Origin of the sequence: Frondihabitans sp. Leaf304 (assembly GCF_001423105.1) — a bacterium.
In the GTDB taxonomy this organism is placed as follows: domain Bacteria; phylum Actinomycetota; class Actinomycetes; order Actinomycetales; family Microbacteriaceae; genus Frondihabitans.
In genome coordinates this window covers 1,774,826-1,794,733 of the sequence record NZ_LMNV01000002.1, presented here as the reverse complement: position 1 = coordinate 1,794,733, position 19,908 = coordinate 1,774,826, and the positions used below count along the sequence as shown (strand labels likewise).

Here is a 19,908-nt window from a genome sequence, read left to right as displayed (position 1 = left end):
CCGTCGGGCTCATGCGAGCGCGGCGGCGCAGGGGGAGGGTCGATCGACATGGGTACTTCTGCCGAGCCTTCTGGGGCGATCGACCTTGCGATCCGTTCCGCCGTTCTCGACGCGGCAATCGTGGTGGTCGAGCGTGAGGGGACTCCCGCGGTTACTACGAGAGAGATTGCCGCCGCTGCCGGTGTCGATGATGCGACTGTCGTCGACGCCTTCGCCTCGACCGACGAACTTCTCGTGGAGGCCGCTCTCGACGCGTGCTCCCGCGACCTCTCGACGTTCGAGATCGAGGCCTCCGACACGCCCCCTCTCAGTGCCTTCGCTCACCATTACGCGAAGCGGCGTCTGTTCTATCGGGCTCTGCGCATCGGCGCGATGGCCCAAAAGATCGATGCCCGCATGGGGCCGTTCATCGTCTCCCGGGTGGAGTCGAGGATCCGGTTCTTCTTCGGCACCCGACTCGGCGAGGCTCAGATCACCCGTGAAGCCCGCCGGATCACCACCGAGGCGACTCACATCACCAACTCCTGGATCGTCGACGAGACCTGGGACGGCAATCCCGACGACCTCTACCGTGCCCTCAACGCTCTCCTGATGGAGAACGTGACGAGCATTCGGCCGTCGTCCCTTTCGTAATCGTAGATTGGCCCATCGGTTGGGTTCGAAGAATTCGGCACGAGAGGTGCCGGGAGGGCAACCCGGACCTGGCGGGTGTCAATGTGCAGAGAATTCGCCTCTCCTCGAGGCATGCTGGACTGACGCCAAGGGAGGGTCTCTCGTGAACGGATCAGGGTCAGAAAGCTTTTCGGCCGAAGAGAAAGCCGCCATCACACAGCGGGCCGCCGAGAACAGGGCAGACGCTCGTCGGCTCAGCGCCGAAGCACGAGCCGCTGCTGACTCCACTGCGGTGGCGGAGAAGATAGCGGCGATGAGCGATCCTGACCGGTCCCTCGCCGAGAGGCTGGGTGTCATTGTCGGTGAAGTCGCCCCGGATCTGGTGCCCAAGCTGTACTACGGCCAACCCGGATGGGCAAAGGCCGGCAAGGTGGTCGTGTTCTTTCGAAGTGGGATCGACGACAAGGCCCGATACTCGACGCTGGGTTTCAGCGGGATGGCTGCGCTCGACGACGAGTCCGGTCTGTGGCCGACGTCGTACGCAGTGACAAAGATCACCGATGCGTCGGCGGTGCTGATCGCCGAGTGGGTAGCGCGCGCGGCCCGGTAGTCGTCGGCACAGGTCCGTCTCGCCGTCTGAGCGCCCATGGCCCACGATGGATCTATGACCACTCCCCATGAGACCGACGTCGCCCGCGAACTCCAGCAGGTCGACGCGCACTGGACCCCGCGCGTCGTGGGCAAGGTGAACGATCAATACGTCAAGGTCGCGAAACTCCTCGGCGAGTTGGTCTGGCATGCCCATGACGCCGAAGACGAGATGTTCCTCGTCGTGTCAGGCACCCTCCGCATTCAGTTTCCCGACGACCAGGAGGTCGTGCTCACCCCGGGCCAGTTCTACGTCGTGCCCCGAGGCGTGCAGCACAACCCCGTCGCCGACGAGGAGGTCGAGATCGTGCTCATCGAAACCGTCACCACCGCACACACGGGCGATGTCATCGTCGAGGGCACGGTGCCCATCGAGCGTCAGCTCGGTGAGGCCCTGTGACTTAGCCGCGTTTCTAGAGACACAAGGATCCCGGCACCCGAGCTCCGGCCCGCCGGGCGCTCATTTCCGACCTCGCTCGTCTCCGGCCGCTTTACTCGGCGTCGGCCAGGCAGGTCCCGAGTGCTGCGATCCCTGCGCACTCGTTCTCGCTCCACCCGCCCTGGCCGAAGCTGTCGTATGCCGAGGTCGACACGACAGTCAGGCCCGACTCCTCGGTCTTGGCGAAGTAGGGAACCGGGTCACCCTCCGTCGTCCGTTCGATCCACGCGAGACGAGCCTCGTGGCCCGCGCCTCGCGCATCGGAAAGGCACTTGAGGGCTTTGTCGGGAAGGCTGCGATCGGCCGTCAGATCAACGTCACCGCAGTCCGTGCCGGTCGGCGCGCTGACCCAGCCGGGGGCATCCGCGAGAGTGCGGGCCGCCGCGATGGGGTCGGCGGGGGTGTTGCTGCATGCCGAGAGGAGAGGCGGGAAAGCTAGCGCGAGCCCTGCAGCAGCGATCAGTCGCGTTTGTCGTTTCGGCACAGCACCATCGTCACCTATCGGCGCTCTCGCGCGAGTCACGATCCCGCATCAAGGATTTCGCTACTTGTACAATGCTGCCCTCATTTTGTACAGTGGGGACATGTCGACGATCAGCGTGAGTGATGCCCGGGGGAAGCTGCCCGAGGTGATAGAAACCGCCCACACGGAGGCGGTGTTTTTGGAACGGCATGGCAAACCGGCGGCGGTGATGATCAGCCCGGCGCAGTACGACCGGTTGATGGATGCCCTCGAAGACGTCGAGGATGTGCACGCGTTCGATGAGGCCATGGCTGATGAGGGGCCGAACATACCCTGGGATCAGGTCAAGGCCGACCTCGGTTGGCAATGAGCACGTACCGGATCGAATTGCGGCCGGCCGCCGTCAAAGCGCTTCGCAAGATCGACCCTCAAGACGCCCGTCGAGTTCAGGGCGCCATCGCGCTCCTGGGGCAAAACCCGAGACCCCCCGGGGCGAAAGCGTTGCAGGGTCGGGTGGGGCTGCGGGTGCGGGTGGGTAACTACCGGATCATCTACACAATCGAGGACGACGTCCTGTTAGTTGTCGTGGTTACCGTCGGTCACCGCCGTGACGTCTATGACACCCACTGACGCCGGTATAGACCAAACACAGATCGTTGCTTGCGCGGGGGACTAGCTACCTTGCGTGATCGATGCGGATGGCGGACTGAAAATCGACGCTAGGCAACTAATTCCCACCGTGGGCAACCCAGATTTGTAGGGCCTGTGGCACTTACTGGCAGAAGGTGATCTCGGGCGCTGCGCCTTCGCCGAGAAGGAAGTAGCCGAGGAAGACCACAGCCTCGTCGGCGGTGTCGAACTTGGAGATGACGACGTCGGCGGGTTCGTAGAAGACGTCGCCGGCCCGCAGGATCGTCTCGTCTCCCTGGCCGATCTGGAAAGTGGCGGAACCGCTTTCGATCACTCCGAACACGGGGCCATTGTGCGTGTGCGCACCGCCAACCGTGAAGGGCGAGATCGAGATTCGGCGCACTTCCACGTGAGACACGTCGGTGGCCGAGCCGAGGTGTTGATCCAAGAGGGTCGATCGGGAGATGGGAGAGTCGTTCATGGTCGCAGCTTGCCATGCCCCTGGCGCGTCACGGCAACTTGACGGAGCTACGGTGGTGGCATGACCCGACCTCAGCTCTCGAATCGATGGCTGGTCGCCCTCGGTATCGTCTTTGCCGCGACTGTCGTGGTCTGCGCGATCGCTACAGCTCGGGCCGCCCCGTTCGCGCCCGTGTTCGTGTCGTTCCTTCCTGAAGGAACCGACATCGTGGTGACGAAGGAGCAGTATGACTCGGCTGTCACAGCCCAGGTTGTCGGGCGGATCAGCGCCGTCGTAGCCTTCGTGGCGGCCGCGGCCCTGGTTATGACGGCAGTGCGCCGTCGCTCTCGCCCAGCAGCCTGAGGCAGAGCGCCTCAGCGTTGTGGCCACGGGCTGCTCGCCGTTAGCGTGCAGCATGACCCTTTCGATTCCCGGACTCCCTCCCCTCCACTGGACCGGCACAGAAGGCCGGGCTGAGGTCGACGAGGCTGCCGGCACGCTGACTCTCCATGCGGAGGCGGGGGTCGACTGGACGAACGACGCCGCGGGCGGACCTCAGCAGCATGCTGCGACGGCGCTGGCGTTTATAGCGCCCGACGGCGACTTCATCGTGTCTGCGCGCGTGGTGGTCGAAGGCGAGCGTTCGACCTTCGACGCGGGTGCCATTGCTCTTTGGCGCGACCGGGATCACTGGGCGAAGGTGTGCAACGAGTTCTCTCCCCAGGGCGAATCGATGGTGGTGAGCGTCGTCACCGACCGGTACTCAGACGACTGCAACAGTGCGGTCTTTGACGAATCGGGGGTGTTTCTGCGTGCCGCACGCATCGGATCCTCGGTGGCGTTCCACTCGTCGGACGATGGGGAGCGGTGGGACTTCGTCCGGGTGTTCCGGTTTGCCCCTGCGGCAGAGCCCCTGTCGATCGGTTTTCTCGCTCAAGCCCCGCTGGGCGACGGATGCTGGGCTAGTTTCAGCGACATCGTCTATGCGGAAACCACGCTGACCGACCTTCGCGACGGCCGGTGATCGCGACCCGGTGTAACGCTTTCGTAAACACTCAGGACGTGCCGATCTCAGCGCTCCAGCACGCCTGGATCGGTGCAGTGGCGGGGCACTGAGCGCACCGGAGGCGCCCTCTGTGGCACGCGCACGCCTCAACGTCGGCTGGTGACGGGTGCTCATGTCATCTATCGTTCACAAGAACGATTGACAGGAGGGGTTCTCCCCAATGCCACCCATCGTCCCTTCCCCGATGAACGACCACGAGCGCGGCCCGAGTCGCCGAACCCTGCTGACCGGTGCCGCAGGTCTTGCCGGTCTCGGTCTTCTCACTCTTACCGGCTGCACCAGCGGCGCCCGGTCCACCACCATCCCCGAGGGTGCCGCGACCGGTATCGCTGCCCGTGGCGGTCGCCTCCGCATCGCGCGCCCCGCCGCGTCTGCTGCCGAGACTCTCGACTCCGCGAGCAGCCTCTCCGCTTACGAGTACCTCGGCGCGCTCTACAACCGCCTCGTGAAGCAGAACCAGGCGGGTGAAACGGTCGCCGACCTCGCCGAGGAGTGGAACGCGACCCCCGACGGGACGACCTGGACGTTCCGGCTCCGCAAGGGCGTCCGCTTCCACAACGGCAAAACCTTCACGGCTGCCGACGCGATCGCCTCGATCGAGCACATCCTCGACCCGAAGACCGCGTCGCCGCAGGGTGGCGTGCTCGGCGACATGCTCGACAAGAACAGCATGTCGGCGCCCGATCCGTACACGCTCCGGTTCGACCTGACCAAGCCGAACGCGGAGTTCCCGTCGCTCCTCACGGCCTACCAGTGCTACATCGTGCCGGCTGGTGAGATCGCGACGATCGGTACGACCGGCATCGGCACGGGGCCGTTCAAGCTCTCGTCGTTCGCGCCAGCCGGCTCCGGCAGTGTTGAGGCGTTCGACGACCACTTCGCCGGCCGCCCGGCGCTCGACGGCATCGACTTCTCGTCGATCCAAGACACCACCGCCCGGGTGAACGCCCTCCTCGCCGGGCAGATCGACCTGATCTCGCAGACTAACCTCGACTTCGCCACGGCCCGGGTCGTCTCCGCGTCGAGCCGGGCGACAGTCGCCCGAGTCAAGAACGCCCAGTGGTACACGATCCCGATGCTCGCGACGAGCACCGAATTCAAGGATCCGATGGTCCGGCAGGCGATGAAATTCGCCTACGACCCGAAGGTGATCGTCGCGACGGCACTCCAGGGCACCGGCTCACCTGGGTGGGACAACCCGGTGCCGCCCACCCTCGCGGCGTTCGACGATGACCGGCGCGTCTACGACCCGGACAAAGCGCGGGCGCTGCTCAAGAAGGCCGGGCGCTCCGGCATGAAGACGTCGATCTACACGTCGAGCTACGAGTCGGTGTTCACGCCGATGGCCGTCGCGTACCGCGACCAGGTGAAGGCGGCGGGTATCGACCTGACCGTGCGGAACGCCTCGTCGGATTCGTACTACACCGAGATCTGGATGCAGAAGCCGCTCATGGTGAGCTACTGGTTCACAGGCCGGCCGATCGACCAGCTGCTCAACCAGATCTTCCGCACGGGCTCCAGCTACAACGAGTCGGCGTGGTCGAACACGACGTTCGACGGTCTGCTCGACGACGCCCGCGCCACCATGAACGACGATCGTCGACGGATGCTCTACCAAGACGCCCAGCGACTGATCATCGAAGACGGGGCCGACATGACCCCGATGTTCGGTGACCGACTGGTCGGGATATCTAGGGACGTCGTCAACTACCGGGAGTTCGGCTTCGAGTTCGACTACCTCCGGATCGGACTGCGCAAATGACCGTACTGACAACCGTCCTCCGTCGAATCGGCACCGCGATCCTCACGATCGTTCTCGCCTCGCTGTTCGTCTTCCTCGCGATCCAGTTGCTCCCCGGCGACGTCGCGCAGCAGCTCCTCGGCCAGAACGCCACGCCGGACGCGGTCAAGGCGCTCCGCGAGTCGCTCGGGCTCGACCAGAACGTCTGGCTCCGCTACGGCAACTGGCTGATCGGCGCCGCGCACGGCGACTTCGGCACGTCGCTCGTGAGCGGCGACCCCGTCGGGCCCTCCCTCTTCGTCGCGTTCCGCAACAGCATGCTCATCGCCGTTCCCGCGATGCTCATCGGCGTCACCGTGTCGTTGACCCTCGGAGTCGTCGCGGGGGTCCGTCGGGGACGAGCGAGCGACCACGTGATCTCGCTCATCAGCCTCGTGGTCATGAGCGTGCCGGAGTTCATGGTCGCCACCGTCCTCGTGCTGGTGTTCGCGATCGCAATCCCGGTGTTCCCCGCGGTGGTCCTGCGGGGGAGTGACGCGACCGTGCTGCAGCTCCTGCCGTCCGTGTGGCTCCCGATGATCGTTCTGACACTGGCGATGGCGGCGTACATCGTGCGCACCGCCCGGAGCTCGACCATCGACGTGATGGCGTCGGAGTTCATCACGACAGCCGAGCTCAAGGGGCTGTCGACGCGGCAGATCGTCTGGCGGCACGCGGTCCCGAGCGCGCTCCTGCCGACGCTCAACGTCGTCGCGCTGAACGTCGCCTGGCTGCTCGGCGGCGTGGTCGTCGTCGAGAACGTCTTCAACTACCCGGGCATGGGCAAGCTCATGCTCGAGTCGGTCTTCAACCGAGACCTCCCGACGATCCAGGCGATCGCGCTGCTGAGCGCCCTGATCTACGTCGTCTGCAACCTGGCAGCGGACCTCGTCGCGCTCGCCCTCGATCCTCGGCTTCGCACCAGGCAGCGGGGGCGCCGTGCGCGACCCCGCGGTACCGCACGACGCCCGGCCGCCCTCGCCGCAGCCAGTGCCGGCCCCGCTACCGCAGACACCGCCACCGCCACCGCGGGCACCTCCAGCGCAAGGAAGGATCGCGCATGACCGCCGCACTTCAGTCATCACCGCTGACCCGCTTCCGCGGTCGTCTGCGCGGATGGACGACCCCGCTTCGAGCCTCGACCGCGCTGTCGATCGGCCTCGGCCTTATCGCCCTGCACGTCGTCCTCGCGCTCCTCGCGCCGGTGATCGCCGGGCACGATCCCGTCGTGACCGACTCCACGAACGTGCTCTCGGGCACGACGTGGTCGCACTGGCTCGGCACCGACCAGTACGGCCGCGACATCCTGTCGCGCGTGCTGAACGGCGGACGGTACGCGTTGCTCGTCACGTTCCTCGCCACGACCATCGCGGTCGCCATCGGAACGGTGCTCGGTGCCGTCACCGCCTACGCGGACAACTGGTTCGACGAAGTCGTCATGCGCGTCGTCGACGCCCTGTTGAGCGTGCCGTCGATCCTCGCCCTCCTCGTCGTCGTGACCGTGTTCGACTCCGGACTCTGGGTCATCGTGCTCGCGGTGACGGTCGTCTACGCGCCCGCCGTGACCCGGGTGGTCCGTGGGGCGGCCCGCACCGTGATCACGCAGGACTACGTCACCGCCGCCAGGGCGCGCGGCGAGAAACCGCTGAGCATCGTGTTCCGCGAGATCCTCCCCAACGTCCTCGACGTCGTGCTCGTGGAGTACGCCATGCGGGCGTCGTGGATCGTGCTCCTCATCTCCACGCTCTCGTTCCTCGGCTTCGGGGCGAACCCGCCGACGCCGGACTGGGGTCTCATGGTGCAGGAGAACCGCACCGCGCTCACCGTGGTTCCGATGGGCACGCTGGCACCGATCGTCGCTCTGGCGACTCTCGTCATCGGCCTGAACCTCAGCGCCGACGGCCTCAGCAAGGCCCTCGGCATCGACCGCGCACAGCAGGGGGCCACATCATGACGACGACCGTCGACGACGTACCGACCACGACGGGCTTCGTCGTGCGGGTGAACGACCTCGCGATCTCGTACACAGCCGGACGCACCGACGTGCCAGTGGTGCGCGGGGTGAGCTTCGACATCCGTCCGGGCCGGGCCCTCGGCCTCGTAGGAGAGTCGGGCAGCGGCAAATCGACCGTCGCCCGGGCACTGCTCGCGCACCTCCGTCGCGGCTCGCGGATCGTCGCCGGCAGCGTGGAGGTCGCCGGAGACGACGTCTTCGCGCTCTCCCCCGTCGATACCAGGGCACTCCGGGGCGGCACGGCTGCTCTCGTCGCCCAGAACGCCGGGCAAGCGCTGACGCCGTCCATGCGCGTGGGCCGACAGCTCCGTGAAGCGCTCGAAAGCCACGGGCTGCCGAGCGGCGACGACCGGGTGCAGGAGCTCGTGCGACGAGTGCGGCTCCCGGATCCTGAATCCATCGTCCTGCGGTACCCGCACCAGCTCTCGGGCGGCCAGCAGCAGCGCATCGCGATCGCCATGGCCATCGCCGCGCGGCCGCAGGTGCTCGTCCTCGACGAGCCGACGACCGCGCTCGACGTCGTAACGCAGGCCGCGGTGCTCGAGCTCATCAGAGACCTCGCGGTGGAGCTCGAGATGGCGATCCTGCTGGTGAGCCACGACCTGGGCGTCGTGTCGAGCATGGCCGACGAGATCGCCGTGATGCGCGACGGTGTCGTCGTCGAGCACCGCCCCACGGCCGACCTCTTCGCCACGCCGGAGCACGCCTATACCCGGGAACTCTTGGCGGCCATCCCCGGGGCGGCCCTCGCGCCGGCTCCTGCCGACGGCTTCGCCGAGAGCGCAGGATCCGCGGAACCCGATCCGGCAGCCGTTGCGCCCGCTCCACCAGTCGTCCAGGCCGACGGCCTCGTCATCAGATACGCCCGGCATCTGCCCGCGGCGGTGCAGGATGTGTCGTTCACCATCGCGCCGCGCGAGACGCTCGCCGTCGTCGGCGAATCGGGCAGCGGCAAGTCGACTCTCGCGACCGCGCTGGCGGGTCTCATCCCGACAGAGTCCGGCACCTTCCGATTCGCCGGCGACGGGGTGTCCGGAGATCTGGCCGAACCGGTGTCTGGGCGGTCTCTCGACCTCCGCCGCGCCGTGCAGCTCGTGTTCCAGAATGCTGACACCTCCTTGAACCCGCGCCGGACGGTCGGAGCGGCCATCGCCAGGCCGCTGAAGCTCTTCACCGGCACGGCGTCTGCCGAGCGTGTGGGCGAGATCCTCACCGAGGTCGGGCTCTCTCCGTCGTTCGCCGCTCGGCTCCCCGCGCAGCTGTCGGGTGGGCAACGCCAGCGCGTCGGTATCGCCCGCGCGCTCGCCGCCGGGCCGCAGCTCGTGATCGCCGACGAGATCACGACCGCACTCGACGTCCGGGTGCAGGCCGAGATCCTGCAACTGCTCGCCGACCTGCAGCGCGACAAGGGCCTCAGCTGCCTGTTCATCAGCCACGACCTGGCCGTCGTGCGCGGCGTCGCCGATCGTGTGGCCGTGATGACCGGCGGTCGCATCGTCGAGATCGGGCCGACCGGTCGTGTCTTCGCCGGACCGAACCACCCCTACACTCGGCAGCTGCTCGACGCGACGCTCGAACCCGGCACGACCGAGCTGCCGGACGTGCAGGACGCCGTGGCGACCTGGCGCGACGCGGCCGGCGGAGGTTGGCGGGATCTCGGTGACGGGCACAGCATCAGGAACTGGGAGGACGCATGACCGACGCGACCTCGTCGCCGACGGTGACGGAGCGCGACGTCTGGATTCCGATGCCGGACGGAGTGCGCCTCCATGCCAGAATTTGGGCTCTCTCGTCGGGGGCGCCCGTCCCCGCGCTCCTCGAATACCTGCCGTACCGGCTCGACGACTGGACGGCCCCGCGCGACAGCGAACGGCACCCGTGGTACGCCGAGCACGGGTACGCGTCGATTCGCGTCGACATCCGCGGATCCGGCTCGTCGGACGGTCTCTTCGATGACGAGTACTCCGTGCAAGAACTCGACGACGGGGTCGCGGTCATCGAGTGGATCGCCGCCCAGGAGTGGTGCACCGGCGCAGTCGGGGTCTTCGGGATCTCGTGGGGCGGGTTCAACGGGCTGCAGCTCGCGGCCCGGGCCCCCTCGGCGCTCAAGGCGATCGTGACGGTGTGCTCGACCGACGACCGCTACGACAACGACGTGCACTACATGGGTGGCGCAGTGCTCGGTATCGACATGGCCGCCTGGGGCGGCACGATGTTCGCGTTCAACTCGCGGCCGCCGCGACCCGAGGTCGTCGGCGACGACTGGGTCGACCGGTGGCGCGAGCGGCTCGAGTCCAACCGGCCCATGACGCCGACGTGGCTCGCGCACCAGGAACGCGACGACTACTGGCGCCACGGGAGCGTCGCCGAGGACTACTCCGCGATCTCTGCCGCCGTGCTCACCGTCGGGGGATGGGCCGACCCCTACCGTGACGCCGTGCTGCGGCTCGTCGCCAACCTGTCCGCGCCCGTCAAGGGCATCATCGGGCCCTGGTCGCACCAGTACCCCGACCGCGGCTTCGCCCCCGGGCCGTCAATCGGTTTTCTGCAGGAGACACTCCGCTGGTGGGACCAGTGGCTCAAAGGTATCGATACCGGCGTCACGCGCGAGCCAGCGCTCCGAGCATGGATCAACAACTCCGAGCCGCCGTCGACGTACTACGCAGAGCGGACCGGGCGCTGGGTCGGTTCCCCCTCGTGGCCGGCACCGGCGTCGTGCGCGTCACCTCGAATCGTCGGGCTGTCGTCGTTTGCCGGCCCCGCGCCCGTGCGTCTTGACGCAGGAGCTCGCCCCACCTCGGGTGTCGTGGTGCGTTCGCCGCAGCAGACCGGTGCCGACGCCGGACGCTTCTTCCCGTTCGGCAACACGACCGATCTGCCACCGGATCAGCGGGCCGAGGACGGCCGTTCGGTGTGCTTCGACCTGCCCGTCGACGGCCGGCTCGACATCCTGGGAAACGTGCTCGTCGACCTCGCCGTATCGAGCGACGTGCCCGACGCCAACATCGTCGTGCGGCTCTGTGATGTGGCCCCCGACGGCAGCTCGACCCTCGTCACACGCGGGGCGCTGAACCTCAACAAGCGAAGCGGCCGAGCAGGGAACACCCTGATGGTTCCCGGGGTCGAGGAGGTCGTGCGAGTGTCGCTCGTCTCGACAGGGCACTCCTTCCCCGCGGCGCACCGGCTGCGCATCGCGGTGTCGAGCGCCTACTGGCCGTGGATCTGGCCGCACGCCGAGGAGGCGACACTGATCGTGTCGCCGGAGCGGAGCAGCGTGACGATCCCCGAGTGGACTCGTACCGACGACGACGGAGTGGAGTTCGAGCCCGCGACCCGCTCCACGCCGATGGCGATCCGGGCCGTGCCGCCGACTGAGGACGAAGCTGCTGCTCCGCCCCTGTCGCAGCGAAGCGTCACGCACGACGTCGAGACGGGAGAGTGGGTGCTCGATGTCGACCCGGGCTACGGCGGCTCCCGCCTCTATCCCGACGGTCTCGTCTTCACCGAGAGCAGCCGAGAGACCTACCGGATCACCGAGGGCGACCCGACATCCGCGGTGGCCGAGTCGCGGTGGGCGATCGGCCTCGAGAAGCCGTCGTGGCGGGCCCGCCTCGAGACGACCTCGCGAGTGACGGCAGATGCCGATGCCTATCGCGTCGTCAACACCGTGCGGGCCTGGGCGCGCGACGGTGGCCCCGAAGCGGCGGAGGTGCTCGTCGCAGATCGCTCGTTCGACGAGGTCGTTCCCCGGACGTCCGCGTGAGCGTGGCACGGCGGGAAAAGCCTGCCGTTCGCCGCGCGATGATCGTCGAGGCGGCCCGGGAGGTCATCCTCCAGAAGAGCCTCGGAGCGACCACGCTCCGTGACATCGCCGCCGAGGCGCAGGTCTCGGTCGGCACCGTCACGTATCACTTCGGAAGCGTCGCCGAGATTCTCAACGAGGTCGTCGTGCTCGAGACGGATCGGTTCTACGCGTCGATCATCAAGGCGGTCGACGCCGAGCCGGACCCCGTGCGCGGTGTGCGGATGCTGGTCGAGCCGCTCTTCGAAGACAGTGACGAGGCCGAGGCGCACTGGCGGCTCTGGTCGGACTACTGGACGGCGGTGGCTCGGAAGCCGGCCGTCGCTGAGGAGTACTCCGAGCGCATCCGTATCTGGGAGGCATGTCTCGTGCGGGCCGTCCGGCGCGGTATCGACCTCGGGGTGTTTGCGAACGAGGACGCCTCGGAGGTCGCCCTCAAGCTCGCCGCGTACAGCGACGGGGTCGCGACGCAGCTCGCGCAGAAGGCCCCCGGGCTGACCCGGGCGCGGGCGCTCGGCTGGATGTGGACCTTCCTGGACCACGAGCTCGCACCTGCTGCTGCCCTCTTCAGCTAGTTCCAGTCCTCTGGAAGCTCTCGCCGCACCCTGGCAGCAGCGTATTTGGGGTACATGCCTGTACCCCGCCGGGCCGAGATGTCGACTAAGAAGGTTCATGGGGGTCTTCATGACGCCCAGATACGACTATGAGGCATCATTTTGCCGGTCACATTTCGGTCTCGCAGGACGGAGATCCCTATAAAACCGGGGTAGTTCGTCGCCTCGCCCCCTCTTCTGGGGTCAACCAGGTCGGCACGCGTGTTTCTAGGCTGATCGTTATGGGGATCTTCCCCAGTGCGATGTCCTCTCGTGGCCCTAACCATCCTGCGGAGGACGAATGGCGGGGACCAATGACTTCCTTAGCAGCCTCGATCGATTCGCTTGGATCCAGCGATGATGATCTTCTTGTCCGGATAGCCGGTGGGGATCGCCGTGCTTTCGCGGATCTCTATGACCGGACGGCGCCTCGGATCCTCGGTCTCGTCACTCAGTGCCTTCGCGACCCGGCACAGTCGGAGGAGGTGACGCAGGAGGTCTATCTCGAGCTGTGGCAGAACGCCGCAAAGTTCGAGGCCTCGAAGGGCAACGCGCGGTCGTGGATGATGACGATCGCCCGCCGACGAGCGATCGATCGTGTGCGCGCATCCCAGTCGTCGCGGGACAGAGACATGCGCGTCGGCATCAGGGACCAGGAGGCGGCTTACGACGTCGTCTCGGAAACCGTCGACATTCGCTTCGCGAACGACGAGGTCCGCGCTGCGATGTGTCATCTTTCGGCCGTCCAGCGCGAGGCGATCGAACTCGCCTACTTCGACACTCTGACCCAGGCCCAGATCGCGGACCGGCTCGGCGTGAAGATCGCCACGATCAAGACGCGCCTCCGAAACGGGCTCATCGCCCTCCGCACGGAGCTGGCTGTCGCAGCAGCCTGATGACTCCTTATGGCTAACCGGGCGGAGGGCTTAGTCGTCGGGCGTTCACAGGACGATGAGGGTGAGGCCGAGTGCGAGCAGTGCCACGCCCTGTAGAGCGGCGCGGAGCACGATGATCCGATCCCAGCCCGCCTGCAGCGCGCGAGCGTTGGCGAGTGTCTCGCCTCGGTCTGCCGCCTCGGTCAACGTGCGGTTGATCGGCGCGCTGATGCGCGCGTAGAGCACGAGCCAAACGACGAGCAGCACGAGTGCCGTGCCTGCCAACGCCGCAGCTGCGGCATGTCCCGTGAGCGCTGCGAGCACAGCTGCAGCCAAGGATCCGACGAGGCCCACGACCCCGGGGACGGGCATCCGCTGGTCGCCAAAACGGTGCACATTGCCCATCACGGTGGTGAGTGCTGCGTCGTCGACGCGGGCGAGTGCGGGGCGCTGAACCAGGGCGCAGAACGCGTCCGTGCCCCAGACGAGCCCGACGCCGAGGACGGCCAGGAGTGCCGCAACCTGCGCGAGGGCGATCATGCTGTCGCCGCCTCAGAGCCGCCGAGCTGGGGGAGAACGCCGACCTGTTGAAAGACCTCCATGAGGTTGAGTTCGTCCCAGTGTTCGACGAGGAGGCCGTTCTCGACGCGCCAGATGTCGATGCTCCGCATCTCGACGGCGGCGCCGGTGGACGGAATGCCCAGCAGGTCGCCGGTGTGAGTACCTCGATAGATGAAGCGACCGACGACACGGTCGCCCGAGACGATGACGCCTTCCATCGAAGAGCGTCGAGCCCGCGACCGATCGGCGCGACGTCGCCTGATCACGACGACGGCCCGCTCGATCGCCGAAAGCGAAGGCTGGGAGGCCGTCACGACGAGGCGCCTGTCGACCGAGATCGAATACAGCCAGCCGGTCATCTACAAGCACTTCGCCTCGCTCGACGACATCGCCGATGCCGTCGCCCTCGAAGGCTTCGAGGAGCTCGCCGAGGCCCTTCATGAGGCGCGCGTCACCGCCGCCTCGGGCGATGCGCTGTCAGCCGTGGCCCATCGCTACGCCGCCTTTGCGACCGATGCGCCCGCCGTCTACGACGCGATGTTCAGCCGAACCACCCGCCTGCGCTTCGGAAGCGGTTCGGCCTCGTCGCTGTCGTCGCCGCCGGCGCCATCGTCTGCCTTCGCCGAGTTGAGGGCGGCGGTGGAACCTCACGCCGGCGATGCCGACGTCGAAATGCTGACCGAGGTGCTCTGGGCGAGCCTGCACGGCCTCGCGGAGCTACAGCGAGGCGCCCGATTACGGCCGGATCACCAGGAGGCCCGGATCCTTCTGTTGGTGAACAGGATCATTCCGAATCGGCTTCTCGCGGAGCCTGGGTCGGTGAGCGGCTCTCTAGAAAGCTGATTGACTCTGGGGTCAAGCGTGACTCTCGGGCGCTAGTTCATGTGCTGGTTCTGGTGCTATTTCGAGCTCCGCCGAGCCGCCGAGCGGGGCGGGTTCGTGCGGAGTCGCTCGCTGATGCGACCGAGGATGCGGGCGAGATCTCTCGCGTCGTCGTCGGTGATCGGAGCGAACAGTAGGTCGTGCACGGTGCCGATGTGCCCAGGGAACACCGCTGCGAGCACGCTTCGTCCCGCCGCGGTGATCGCGACGACGGTGCTGCGCTCGTCGTCTGGCGAGGGTGATCGCGTCACGAGCCCGCGCTGCTCGAGGAGCTGCGCCTGGTAGGTCAGCCCGCTTCGGCTGTACACGACCCCGTCGGCGAGATCGGTCATGCGCTGACGGCCGTCGGCGGTGTCGCCGAGCCTCGCCAGGAGCTGGAACTGCACATAGCTCAGCTCGCCGACGTCACGGAGCTGCTTCTCGACGGTCGGTCGCAGCAGTGCGCCCACCTCGGTGAATGCCAGATAGGCGCTGAGCTGAGTCGGGGTGAGGGTGGGCGAATCCGGCATGTGTCCATCGTAGCTGTTGCTTCGAGTTCGAAGCAGTGGTAGCTTTCCGGTATTCGCTTCGAATTCGAAGCAATTGACGAAAGGATCCATCATGAAGGCAGTGCAGTACCGCGAAACCGGCGGACCCGAGGTCCTCCGCTACAGCGACATCGAGCAGCCCGCTCCCGGCCCTGGCGAGGTCCGGTTGCGCGTCGCGGCATCCGCCTACAGCGCAGCCGACAACGGCATGCGCGCCGGGTTCCTGCCGATACCGATCGAACTCCCGCACGTGCCGGGCTACGACGTCTCCGGTACGGTCGATGCTCTCGGGGAGGGTGTCACGGGCGTGGCCATCGGTGACCCGGTGATCTCATTCCTGCCGATGGAACGCGACGGCGGCGCTGCAGAGTACGTCGTCGCCCCCGCCGACGCGGTCGTGCCGGCGCCCACGAGTATCCCTCTGGCCGATGCCGCCGCACTACCGTCGGTCGCACTGACGGCGTGGCAGGCGCTCTTCGACGAGGGGCGGCTCGAGGCGGGTCAGCGGGTGCTCATCGTCGGCGCCGGCGGTGTGGTCGGCAAATACGCCATCCAGCTCGCAAAGCGTGCCGGCGTGCACGTCATCGCGACCGCCAGCCCGCGCAGCGCCGCAGCCGTTCTGGCCGCGGGTGCCGATCAGGTGATCGACCACACCGAGACCGATGTTCTTCAGGCCCTCGAGGGGCAGGTCGACGTTCTGCTGAACCTCGCTCCCATCGAACCGGACGAATTTGCCGCCGCCGTGGCAATGGTCCGAGACGGCGGAGCGGTCGTGAGTACGACCGCGTTCATGCCGACACCCGGTGACGACTCCCGAGGGGTGCGGGCCGCGACAGTGTTCGTGCTCCCGAATCGACAGCGCCTCACTGAGCTCGTGGCCCTCGTCGATTCGGGGGCGCTCACGGTCGAGGTCACTCGCCGGATCCCGCTGACCGAGCTGCAGTCGCTGCACGCCGAGGGTGCGGCCGGGCGGGTGTCCGGCAAGGTCATCGTCCTGCCGTAGTGATGGTCTCGGTCCTTGCGAGCTTGTGGCGGATCTTGGCGGGGAGGGGACTCTCGAAAAACCTCATTGACTCTGGAGTCAATGACGACTTTCGAGAGGTGCCCTACCGTGCGCCTGATACGACTCGGCGGGGCTGCATCTCAGCCCCGCCCCACCTGCAGCGCGGGAAGCACGACATCGTCGATGACGGCGACGAAGAAGTCGCGCTGCGCCGGTCTGTCTGCGGCGGTCAGGTAGTGGGTACTCATCGCCGGGATCACGTCGGCGACGATCGGCACGCGCGCGGCCATCTCGGCGGAGAGCTCTCCCCGGTCGATCGCGCGGGTCAGCAGGCGGCGGTAGGTCTCGCCGTACGGCTCGGTCACCTCCGCCCGGACGGCCCCGGCGATGCGCTCCGAAGCTCGTGCAGCCGAGGTGAGGCCGGAAAACAAGGCGAGGCGCCGATCGGGCCCGCCGAGCCAGGGGGAGTCGACGACGGCGAGCAGATCGGAACGCAAGGATCCCAAGTCGGGTAACTGCTCGATCTCGGGAGGGAGTCCGATGGAGTGGATCGCCGCGAGAACGAGATCGTCTTTCGTCGCCCACCGGCGGTACAGCGTCGTCTTGGCCTTGCCCGTGCGTGCGGCGACGTCATCCAGGGTGACTCGGTCGTAGGCCCGCTCGGCCAGGAGGTCGAGGGTCACATCGAGAATCAGTGCGTCGCGCGAACGATCGAAGGGGCGGCCGACCTGTGTGGCGTCAGGGGGGCGGTTCGAATCGGTCACGAGCCAAGCCTAGGTGGTGGCCAGGGGGTTACGCTACTAACGAGTAGCGTAATTACGAAACACGGCCGCTTGGGTGGTCGAGAAGGAGGAGACGATGAAGATCGACAACTCGGTCGTCATCATCACGGGCGCGTCGTCCGGTATCGGGGCGGCGACGGCGCGAGCGGCGGCGGCGGCCGGCGCGAGGGTCGTCTTGGCGGCTCGGCGCGAGGATCGCATCAGCGCCCTCGCCGATGAGCTCGACGGCGCCATCGCCGTTCGATGCGACGTGACCGACCAGGAGCAGGTGGCGGCGATGGTGCAGACCACCCTGGATGCGTTCGGTCGCGTCGACGTTCTCGTCAACAACGCCGGTCAAGGGCTGCAGGCGACGACGGAGCAGATCTCGCTCGACGATTTCCGCGGGGTGCTCGAGCTGAATCTGGTGGCACCCCTCGCCCTGATGCAAGCGGTGCTTCCGGCGATGCGCCGACAGGGGGCCGGCCGCATCGTCAACGTCAGTTCGGGGACGACCTTCGCGGATGTTCCCGGCACGGGCGGCTATGTCGCATCGAAGATCGCTCTCGAGCGGCTCTCGGCGATCGCTCGGAATGAACTCGAGGGAACGGGTGTGACCGTCTCGACGATGATCCCGTTCGCCACGAATACCGAGTTCCTCAGCTCGATTCGAGCCGGCCGAGCCGATGCCGAGGCGATGACCTCCGGTGCGACGTTCGATGCGCCCGAGCAGGTCGCCGACGCGATCCTGGAGTTGATCGAGACGGGCGAGGCCCGCCGGGATCTCGTGTCGGTGGCGTACGGAGGCACCCGCCCATAGGTCAGGGGCAGAGGCCAAGGGGGTACCTCGGCTCACCCGGACTCTCCCTCCCTCCGCGCGGGAGCGGCGAGCGGGTAGCGATTAGACCTATGCGCGCGACGTCTTGGCGAGCGCGACGAGGTACCGGCAGTCGCTCGAGCCCGAGTTCGCGAAAGTGCAGTCGGCGGCCTCGCCGAGTTGCAGGCAGTCACCCGCCTCGAGTGTGTGGTGGTCGGCGCCCTCGGTGAAGTCGAGGGTGCCGGCGGTGACCCAGATCTGTTGGTCGATGAAGCGGAACGCGTCTGCGGGATAGTGCACCGATGCGCCCGGCGGAAGCGAGACGTCGACCAGCTCCAGTGCCGCGGCCGTGCCGGGTGACAGAGCTCGTCGCGAATAGCCCGTCTCGGGGTCTCTCCAGACCTGCTGATCGACCGCCCGGAGCAGGCGTGACCCCTCGCTTTCGGCGCGCACGATGAGCTCGGAGAGGGTAAGGCCGAGGCCTGCGGAGAGGCGGGCGAGCAGGGCCGCAGTCGGCTGGACGTCACTGCGTTCGATGCGGGCGATCATGGCCCGAGAGACCCCGGATCGCTCGGCGAGGCCGACCAGGGAGAGGTTCTGCTCCGCCCGGGCCACCCGGACGGTGCGGGCCAGGGCGTCGGTGAGATCGTCGACCATCGTGTCTCCTGTTCTTATGGTGCCGCTTTTGGCTACTATATGGCCATGACAGCCTCACGCCTGATTCGACCGGCCCTCGCGTCGGATGCCGACGCCTGCGCCGCCATCTACGCGCCGTATGTGCGGGCCACCGCGATCACCTTCGAGACCGAGCCCCCGTCCGCTGACGACATGGCGCGTCGAATCGCCGCGGCGCAGGAGCGGCACACGTGGCTGGTCCTCGAGGAAGACGGAGTCGTGATCGGCTACGCCTACGCGGGCCCCTTCATGTCTCGCGCTGCGTACCAGTGGAGTTGCGAGGTCAGCGTGTATCTCGACAGCGACCGGCGCAGCTCGGGGGGCGGCAGCGCCCTTTATGCGGCGCTGCTTCCCGCCCTGCAGGAGCGCGGGTTCCGGCGCGTCATCGCCGGCGTGACGCAGCCCAACCCGGCCAGTGCCCGACTCCACGATCGCTTCGGCTTCGAGCCGGTGGGCACTCATGCCAACATCGGCTGGAAGCTCGACAGCTGGCACGACGTGACCTGGTCGCAACTCGACCTGCCGCACGGTGATGACGTGAAGGCGGCGCCCCTCCCGCTGCGCTGACCGCCTTCCGGTCGCACCGGGTCGGATCCTGGTGTCGCGCCTTGCCGCCGACGTGCCCTGGCGCGTTCCCTAGCGGCGGATGACGTTCTGGAGCGCCGCCCACTGGAGCAGCATGATCGTCTTGCCATCGAGGATCCTGCCGTCCGCGATCATCTCGAGCGCGTAATCGAACGGGAGCTCGACGATCTCGATGTCTTCGCCCTCGGCCGCGACGCCGCCACCCGCGCTGGTCCGGTCGCCGGGGGAGTACGTCGCGGCGTAGAAGTGGACGCGTTCGGTCACCGATCCCGGGCTCATGTACGCATCGAAGACGTGGGTCAACTCTCCGACCTCGACGCCGAGCTCTTCGCTCGCTTCGCGCCGGATGGCGGTCTCGGGGTCGTCGTCGTCGAGCAGACCTGCGGCGGTCTCGAGGAGCATGCCGTCGGGGTGGTCGTTGACGTAGGCGGGAAACCGGAACTGCCTGGTCAGGAGGACGGTCTGCCTCGCGGGGTCGTAGAGCAGGATCGTCGCGCCGTTGCCCCGGTCGTAGGTCTCGCGCTGGTGGGTCGACCATTCGCCGTCCTGCCCGCGGATGTCGAAGGTCGTGCGGCGGAGCACGTGCCAGCCGTCAGAGGTGACCTCGACGTCACGGACCACGACATCCGGGTTCCGATCGAGATCACGACCGGTTTGATCCAGGCCGGTTCGGCCTCGGGAGTCGGGAAGGGAGACGCCTCGGGAATCGATCACG

Annotated in this window: 26 protein-coding genes; 18 read left to right on the top strand and 8 right to left on the bottom strand. The window is 67.3% G+C overall.

The window, feature by feature from the left end; all coding sequences use genetic code 11:
- Positions 1-48 precede the first annotated feature (48 nt).
- The 3 genes from ASF54_RS08050 (at position 49) to ASF54_RS08040 (ending at position 1,660) form a co-directional block, all read left to right on the top strand.
- On the top strand, positions 49-633 hold the full coding sequence (locus tag ASF54_RS08050; protein WP_055960724.1) for a TetR/AcrR family transcriptional regulator: 585 nt from the start codon (positions 49-51) through the stop codon (positions 631-633).
- Positions 634-925: 292 nt separating this feature from the next.
- The gene (locus tag ASF54_RS08045) at positions 926-1,222 is read left to right on the top strand and encodes a DUF1801 domain-containing protein (protein ID WP_233572973.1); all 297 of its coding nucleotides are present in this window, start codon (positions 926-928) and stop codon (positions 1,220-1,222) included.
- Between the two features lie 54 nt (positions 1,223-1,276).
- Positions 1,277-1,660 carry a cupin domain-containing protein gene (locus ASF54_RS08040; protein ID WP_055960720.1) on the top strand — a complete coding sequence of 128 codons (384 nt, stop codon included), beginning with the start codon at positions 1,277-1,279 and terminating at the stop codon, positions 1,658-1,660.
- Between the two features lie 91 nt (positions 1,661-1,751).
- Here the strand turns inward: ASF54_RS08040 and ASF54_RS08035 are convergent, their stop codons facing one another.
- On the bottom strand, positions 1,752-2,183 hold the full coding sequence (locus tag ASF54_RS08035; protein ID WP_055960718.1) for a hypothetical protein: 432 nt from the start codon (positions 2,181-2,183) through the stop codon (positions 1,752-1,754).
- Between the two features lie 100 nt (positions 2,184-2,283).
- On the opposite strand from ASF54_RS08035, the gene ASF54_RS08030 reads away from it, so the two are divergent.
- Together ASF54_RS08030 and ASF54_RS08025 are read left to right on the top strand one after the other, a co-directional pair.
- Positions 2,284-2,532: a type II toxin-antitoxin system Phd/YefM family antitoxin gene (locus ASF54_RS08030; protein ID WP_055962313.1), complete on the top strand. Its 249-nt coding sequence runs from the start codon at positions 2,284-2,286 to the stop codon at positions 2,530-2,532.
- On the top strand, positions 2,529-2,792 hold the full coding sequence (locus tag ASF54_RS08025) for a type II toxin-antitoxin system RelE family toxin (RefSeq protein ID WP_055960716.1): 264 nt from the start codon (positions 2,529-2,531) through the stop codon (positions 2,790-2,792). The genes ASF54_RS08030 and ASF54_RS08025 overlap by 4 nt, the downstream gene beginning before the upstream one ends.
- Before the next feature lie 142 nt (positions 2,793-2,934).
- Here ASF54_RS08025 and ASF54_RS16775 read toward each other — a convergent pair whose 3' ends face one another.
- A complete protein-coding gene (locus tag ASF54_RS16775) occupies positions 2,935-3,273 on the bottom strand; it encodes a cupin domain-containing protein (RefSeq protein ID WP_055960714.1) in 339 nt (112 codons plus the stop codon).
- A gap of 60 nt (positions 3,274-3,333) precedes the next feature.
- Here ASF54_RS16775 and ASF54_RS16770 point away from each other — a divergent pair, with 60 nt between their 5' ends.
- From ASF54_RS16770 to sigK, 9 genes are all read left to right on the top strand, one after another.
- On the top strand, positions 3,334-3,615 hold the full coding sequence (locus tag ASF54_RS16770; protein WP_055960713.1) for a hypothetical protein: 282 nt from the start codon (positions 3,334-3,336) through the stop codon (positions 3,613-3,615).
- A gap of 52 nt (positions 3,616-3,667) precedes the next feature.
- Complete coding sequence (locus tag ASF54_RS08010; protein ID WP_055960711.1) at positions 3,668-4,276, top strand: DUF1349 domain-containing protein; 609 nt, start codon at positions 3,668-3,670, stop codon at positions 4,274-4,276.
- 226 nt (positions 4,277-4,502) lie between these two features.
- Complete coding sequence (locus ASF54_RS08005) at positions 4,503-6,080, top strand: ABC transporter substrate-binding protein (protein ID WP_055962311.1); 1,578 nt, start codon at positions 4,503-4,505, stop codon at positions 6,078-6,080.
- Positions 6,077-7,162 (top strand): ABC transporter permease, encoded by a 1,086-nt coding sequence (locus ASF54_RS08000; protein WP_084816038.1) that lies wholly within the window; start codon positions 6,077-6,079, stop codon positions 7,160-7,162. Before ASF54_RS08005 ends, ASF54_RS08000 begins: the two co-directional genes overlap by 4 nt.
- A complete protein-coding gene (locus tag ASF54_RS07995) occupies positions 7,159-8,052 on the top strand; it encodes an ABC transporter permease (RefSeq protein ID WP_055960709.1) in 894 nt (297 codons plus the stop codon). Before ASF54_RS08000 ends, ASF54_RS07995 begins: the two co-directional genes overlap by 4 nt.
- Positions 8,049-9,809: a dipeptide ABC transporter ATP-binding protein gene (locus tag ASF54_RS07990; RefSeq protein WP_055960708.1), complete on the top strand. Its 1,761-nt coding sequence runs from the start codon at positions 8,049-8,051 to the stop codon at positions 9,807-9,809. Before ASF54_RS07995 ends, ASF54_RS07990 begins: the two co-directional genes overlap by 4 nt.
- Positions 9,806-11,875, top strand: coding sequence for a CocE/NonD family hydrolase (locus tag ASF54_RS07985; protein ID WP_055960706.1), 2,070 nt, complete (start codon positions 9,806-9,808; stop codon positions 11,873-11,875). Before ASF54_RS07990 ends, ASF54_RS07985 begins: the two co-directional genes overlap by 4 nt.
- 2 nt (positions 11,876-11,877) lie before the next feature.
- Positions 11,878-12,489: a TetR/AcrR family transcriptional regulator gene (locus ASF54_RS07980; protein WP_235480973.1), complete on the top strand. Its 612-nt coding sequence runs from the start codon at positions 11,878-11,880 to the stop codon at positions 12,487-12,489.
- Positions 12,490-12,821: 332 nt separating this feature from the next.
- A complete protein-coding gene (sigK, locus tag ASF54_RS07975) occupies positions 12,822-13,403 on the top strand; it encodes an ECF RNA polymerase sigma factor SigK (RefSeq protein ID WP_200919578.1) in 582 nt (193 codons plus the stop codon).
- Between the two features lie 45 nt (positions 13,404-13,448).
- On the opposite strand, the gene ASF54_RS07970 is transcribed toward sigK, so the two are convergent.
- Positions 13,449-13,922: a DUF1772 domain-containing protein gene (locus tag ASF54_RS07970; protein ID WP_055960702.1), complete on the bottom strand. Its 474-nt coding sequence runs from the start codon at positions 13,920-13,922 to the stop codon at positions 13,449-13,451.
- Positions 13,919-14,161, bottom strand: coding sequence for an ester cyclase (locus ASF54_RS16765; RefSeq protein WP_200919577.1), 243 nt, complete (start codon positions 14,159-14,161; stop codon positions 13,919-13,921). Before ASF54_RS16765 ends, ASF54_RS07970 begins: the two co-directional genes overlap by 4 nt.
- Here ASF54_RS16765 and ASF54_RS16760 point away from each other — a divergent pair.
- Positions 14,148-14,786 carry a TetR/AcrR family transcriptional regulator gene (locus ASF54_RS16760; protein WP_055962306.1) on the top strand — a complete coding sequence of 213 codons (639 nt, stop codon included), beginning with the start codon at positions 14,148-14,150 and terminating at the stop codon, positions 14,784-14,786. The two genes, ASF54_RS16765 and ASF54_RS16760, sit on opposite strands and share 14 nt — an antisense overlap.
- Before the next feature lie 56 nt (positions 14,787-14,842).
- Here ASF54_RS16760 and ASF54_RS07960 read toward each other — a convergent pair whose 3' ends face one another.
- Complete coding sequence (locus ASF54_RS07960; protein ID WP_055960700.1) at positions 14,843-15,334, bottom strand: MarR family winged helix-turn-helix transcriptional regulator; 492 nt, start codon at positions 15,332-15,334, stop codon at positions 14,843-14,845.
- A 91-nt stretch (positions 15,335-15,425) separates the two neighbouring features.
- Between ASF54_RS07960 and ASF54_RS07955 the strand changes: the two genes are divergently transcribed.
- The gene (locus ASF54_RS07955) at positions 15,426-16,355 is read left to right on the top strand and encodes an NADP-dependent oxidoreductase (RefSeq protein ID WP_055960698.1); all 930 of its coding nucleotides are present in this window, start codon (positions 15,426-15,428) and stop codon (positions 16,353-16,355) included.
- A 140-nt stretch (positions 16,356-16,495) separates the two neighbouring features.
- Here ASF54_RS07955 and ASF54_RS07950 read toward each other — a convergent pair whose 3' ends face one another.
- Positions 16,496-17,119 (bottom strand): TetR/AcrR family transcriptional regulator, encoded by a 624-nt coding sequence (locus tag ASF54_RS07950; protein WP_055960696.1) that lies wholly within the window; start codon positions 17,117-17,119, stop codon positions 16,496-16,498.
- A gap of 94 nt (positions 17,120-17,213) precedes the next feature.
- Here ASF54_RS07950 and ASF54_RS07945 point away from each other — a divergent pair, with 94 nt between their 5' ends.
- Positions 17,214-17,936: an SDR family NAD(P)-dependent oxidoreductase gene (locus ASF54_RS07945; protein WP_055962304.1), complete on the top strand. Its 723-nt coding sequence runs from the start codon at positions 17,214-17,216 to the stop codon at positions 17,934-17,936.
- An 87-nt stretch (positions 17,937-18,023) separates the two neighbouring features.
- On the opposite strand, the gene ASF54_RS07940 is transcribed toward ASF54_RS07945, so the two are convergent.
- Entirely contained in the window at positions 18,024-18,590 is a 567-nt protein-coding gene (locus ASF54_RS07940) for a helix-turn-helix domain-containing protein (protein WP_055960694.1), read from the bottom strand.
- A 45-nt stretch (positions 18,591-18,635) separates the two neighbouring features.
- On the opposite strand from ASF54_RS07940, the gene ASF54_RS07935 reads away from it, so the two are divergent.
- Positions 18,636-19,175: a GNAT family N-acetyltransferase gene (locus ASF54_RS07935; RefSeq protein WP_055962301.1), complete on the top strand. Its 540-nt coding sequence runs from the start codon at positions 18,636-18,638 to the stop codon at positions 19,173-19,175.
- A 69-nt stretch (positions 19,176-19,244) separates the two neighbouring features.
- Here ASF54_RS07935 and ASF54_RS07930 read toward each other — a convergent pair whose 3' ends face one another.
- Complete coding sequence (locus tag ASF54_RS07930) at positions 19,245-19,907, bottom strand: NUDIX domain-containing protein (protein ID WP_055960692.1); 663 nt, start codon at positions 19,905-19,907, stop codon at positions 19,245-19,247.
- Between the last annotated feature and the right edge of the window lies 1 nt (position 19,908).

What these genes read in the sequence shown, in the direction of transcription:
- ASF54_RS08050 (WP_055960724.1), top strand. Translation starts at nt 49, where the DNA reads ATGGGTACTTCTGCCGAGCCTTCTGGGGCGATCGACCTTGCGATCCGT.
- ASF54_RS08045 (WP_233572973.1), top strand. Translation starts at nt 926, where the DNA reads ATGAGCGATCCTGACCGGTCCCTCGCCGAGAGGCTGGGTGTCATTGTC.
- ASF54_RS08040 (WP_055960720.1), top strand. Translation starts at nt 1,277, where the DNA reads ATGACCACTCCCCATGAGACCGACGTCGCCCGCGAACTCCAGCAGGTC.
- ASF54_RS08030 (WP_055962313.1), top strand. Translation starts at nt 2,284, where the DNA reads ATGTCGACGATCAGCGTGAGTGATGCCCGGGGGAAGCTGCCCGAGGTG.
- ASF54_RS08025 (WP_055960716.1), top strand. Translation starts at nt 2,529, where the DNA reads ATGAGCACGTACCGGATCGAATTGCGGCCGGCCGCCGTCAAAGCGCTT.
- ASF54_RS16775 (WP_055960714.1), bottom strand. Translation starts at nt 3,273, where the DNA reads ATGAACGACTCTCCCATCTCCCGATCGACCCTCTTGGATCAACACCTC.
- ASF54_RS16770 (WP_055960713.1), top strand. Translation starts at nt 3,334, where the DNA reads ATGACCCGACCTCAGCTCTCGAATCGATGGCTGGTCGCCCTCGGTATC.
- ASF54_RS08010 (WP_055960711.1), top strand. Translation starts at nt 3,668, where the DNA reads ATGACCCTTTCGATTCCCGGACTCCCTCCCCTCCACTGGACCGGCACA.
- ASF54_RS08005 (WP_055962311.1), top strand. Translation starts at nt 4,503, where the DNA reads ATGAACGACCACGAGCGCGGCCCGAGTCGCCGAACCCTGCTGACCGGT.
- ASF54_RS08000 (WP_084816038.1), top strand. Translation starts at nt 6,077, where the DNA reads ATGACCGTACTGACAACCGTCCTCCGTCGAATCGGCACCGCGATCCTC.
- ASF54_RS07995 (WP_055960709.1), top strand. Translation starts at nt 7,159, where the DNA reads ATGACCGCCGCACTTCAGTCATCACCGCTGACCCGCTTCCGCGGTCGT.
- ASF54_RS07990 (WP_055960708.1), top strand. Translation starts at nt 8,049, where the DNA reads ATGACGACGACCGTCGACGACGTACCGACCACGACGGGCTTCGTCGTG.
- ASF54_RS07985 (WP_055960706.1), top strand. Translation starts at nt 9,806, where the DNA reads ATGACCGACGCGACCTCGTCGCCGACGGTGACGGAGCGCGACGTCTGG.
- sigK (WP_200919578.1), top strand. Translation starts at nt 12,822, where the DNA reads ATGACTTCCTTAGCAGCCTCGATCGATTCGCTTGGATCCAGCGATGAT.
- ASF54_RS07970 (WP_055960702.1), bottom strand. Translation starts at nt 13,922, where the DNA reads ATGATCGCCCTCGCGCAGGTTGCGGCACTCCTGGCCGTCCTCGGCGTC.
- ASF54_RS16760 (WP_055962306.1), top strand. Translation starts at nt 14,148, where the DNA reads ATGACGCCTTCCATCGAAGAGCGTCGAGCCCGCGACCGATCGGCGCGA.
- ASF54_RS16765 (WP_200919577.1), bottom strand. Translation starts at nt 14,161, where the DNA reads ATGGAAGGCGTCATCGTCTCGGGCGACCGTGTCGTCGGTCGCTTCATC.
- ASF54_RS07960 (WP_055960700.1), bottom strand. Translation starts at nt 15,334, where the DNA reads ATGCCGGATTCGCCCACCCTCACCCCGACTCAGCTCAGCGCCTATCTG.
- ASF54_RS07955 (WP_055960698.1), top strand. Translation starts at nt 15,426, where the DNA reads ATGAAGGCAGTGCAGTACCGCGAAACCGGCGGACCCGAGGTCCTCCGC.
- ASF54_RS07945 (WP_055962304.1), top strand. Translation starts at nt 17,214, where the DNA reads ATGAAGATCGACAACTCGGTCGTCATCATCACGGGCGCGTCGTCCGGT.
- ASF54_RS07940 (WP_055960694.1), bottom strand. Translation starts at nt 18,590, where the DNA reads ATGGTCGACGATCTCACCGACGCCCTGGCCCGCACCGTCCGGGTGGCC.
- ASF54_RS07935 (WP_055962301.1), top strand. Translation starts at nt 18,636, where the DNA reads ATGACAGCCTCACGCCTGATTCGACCGGCCCTCGCGTCGGATGCCGAC.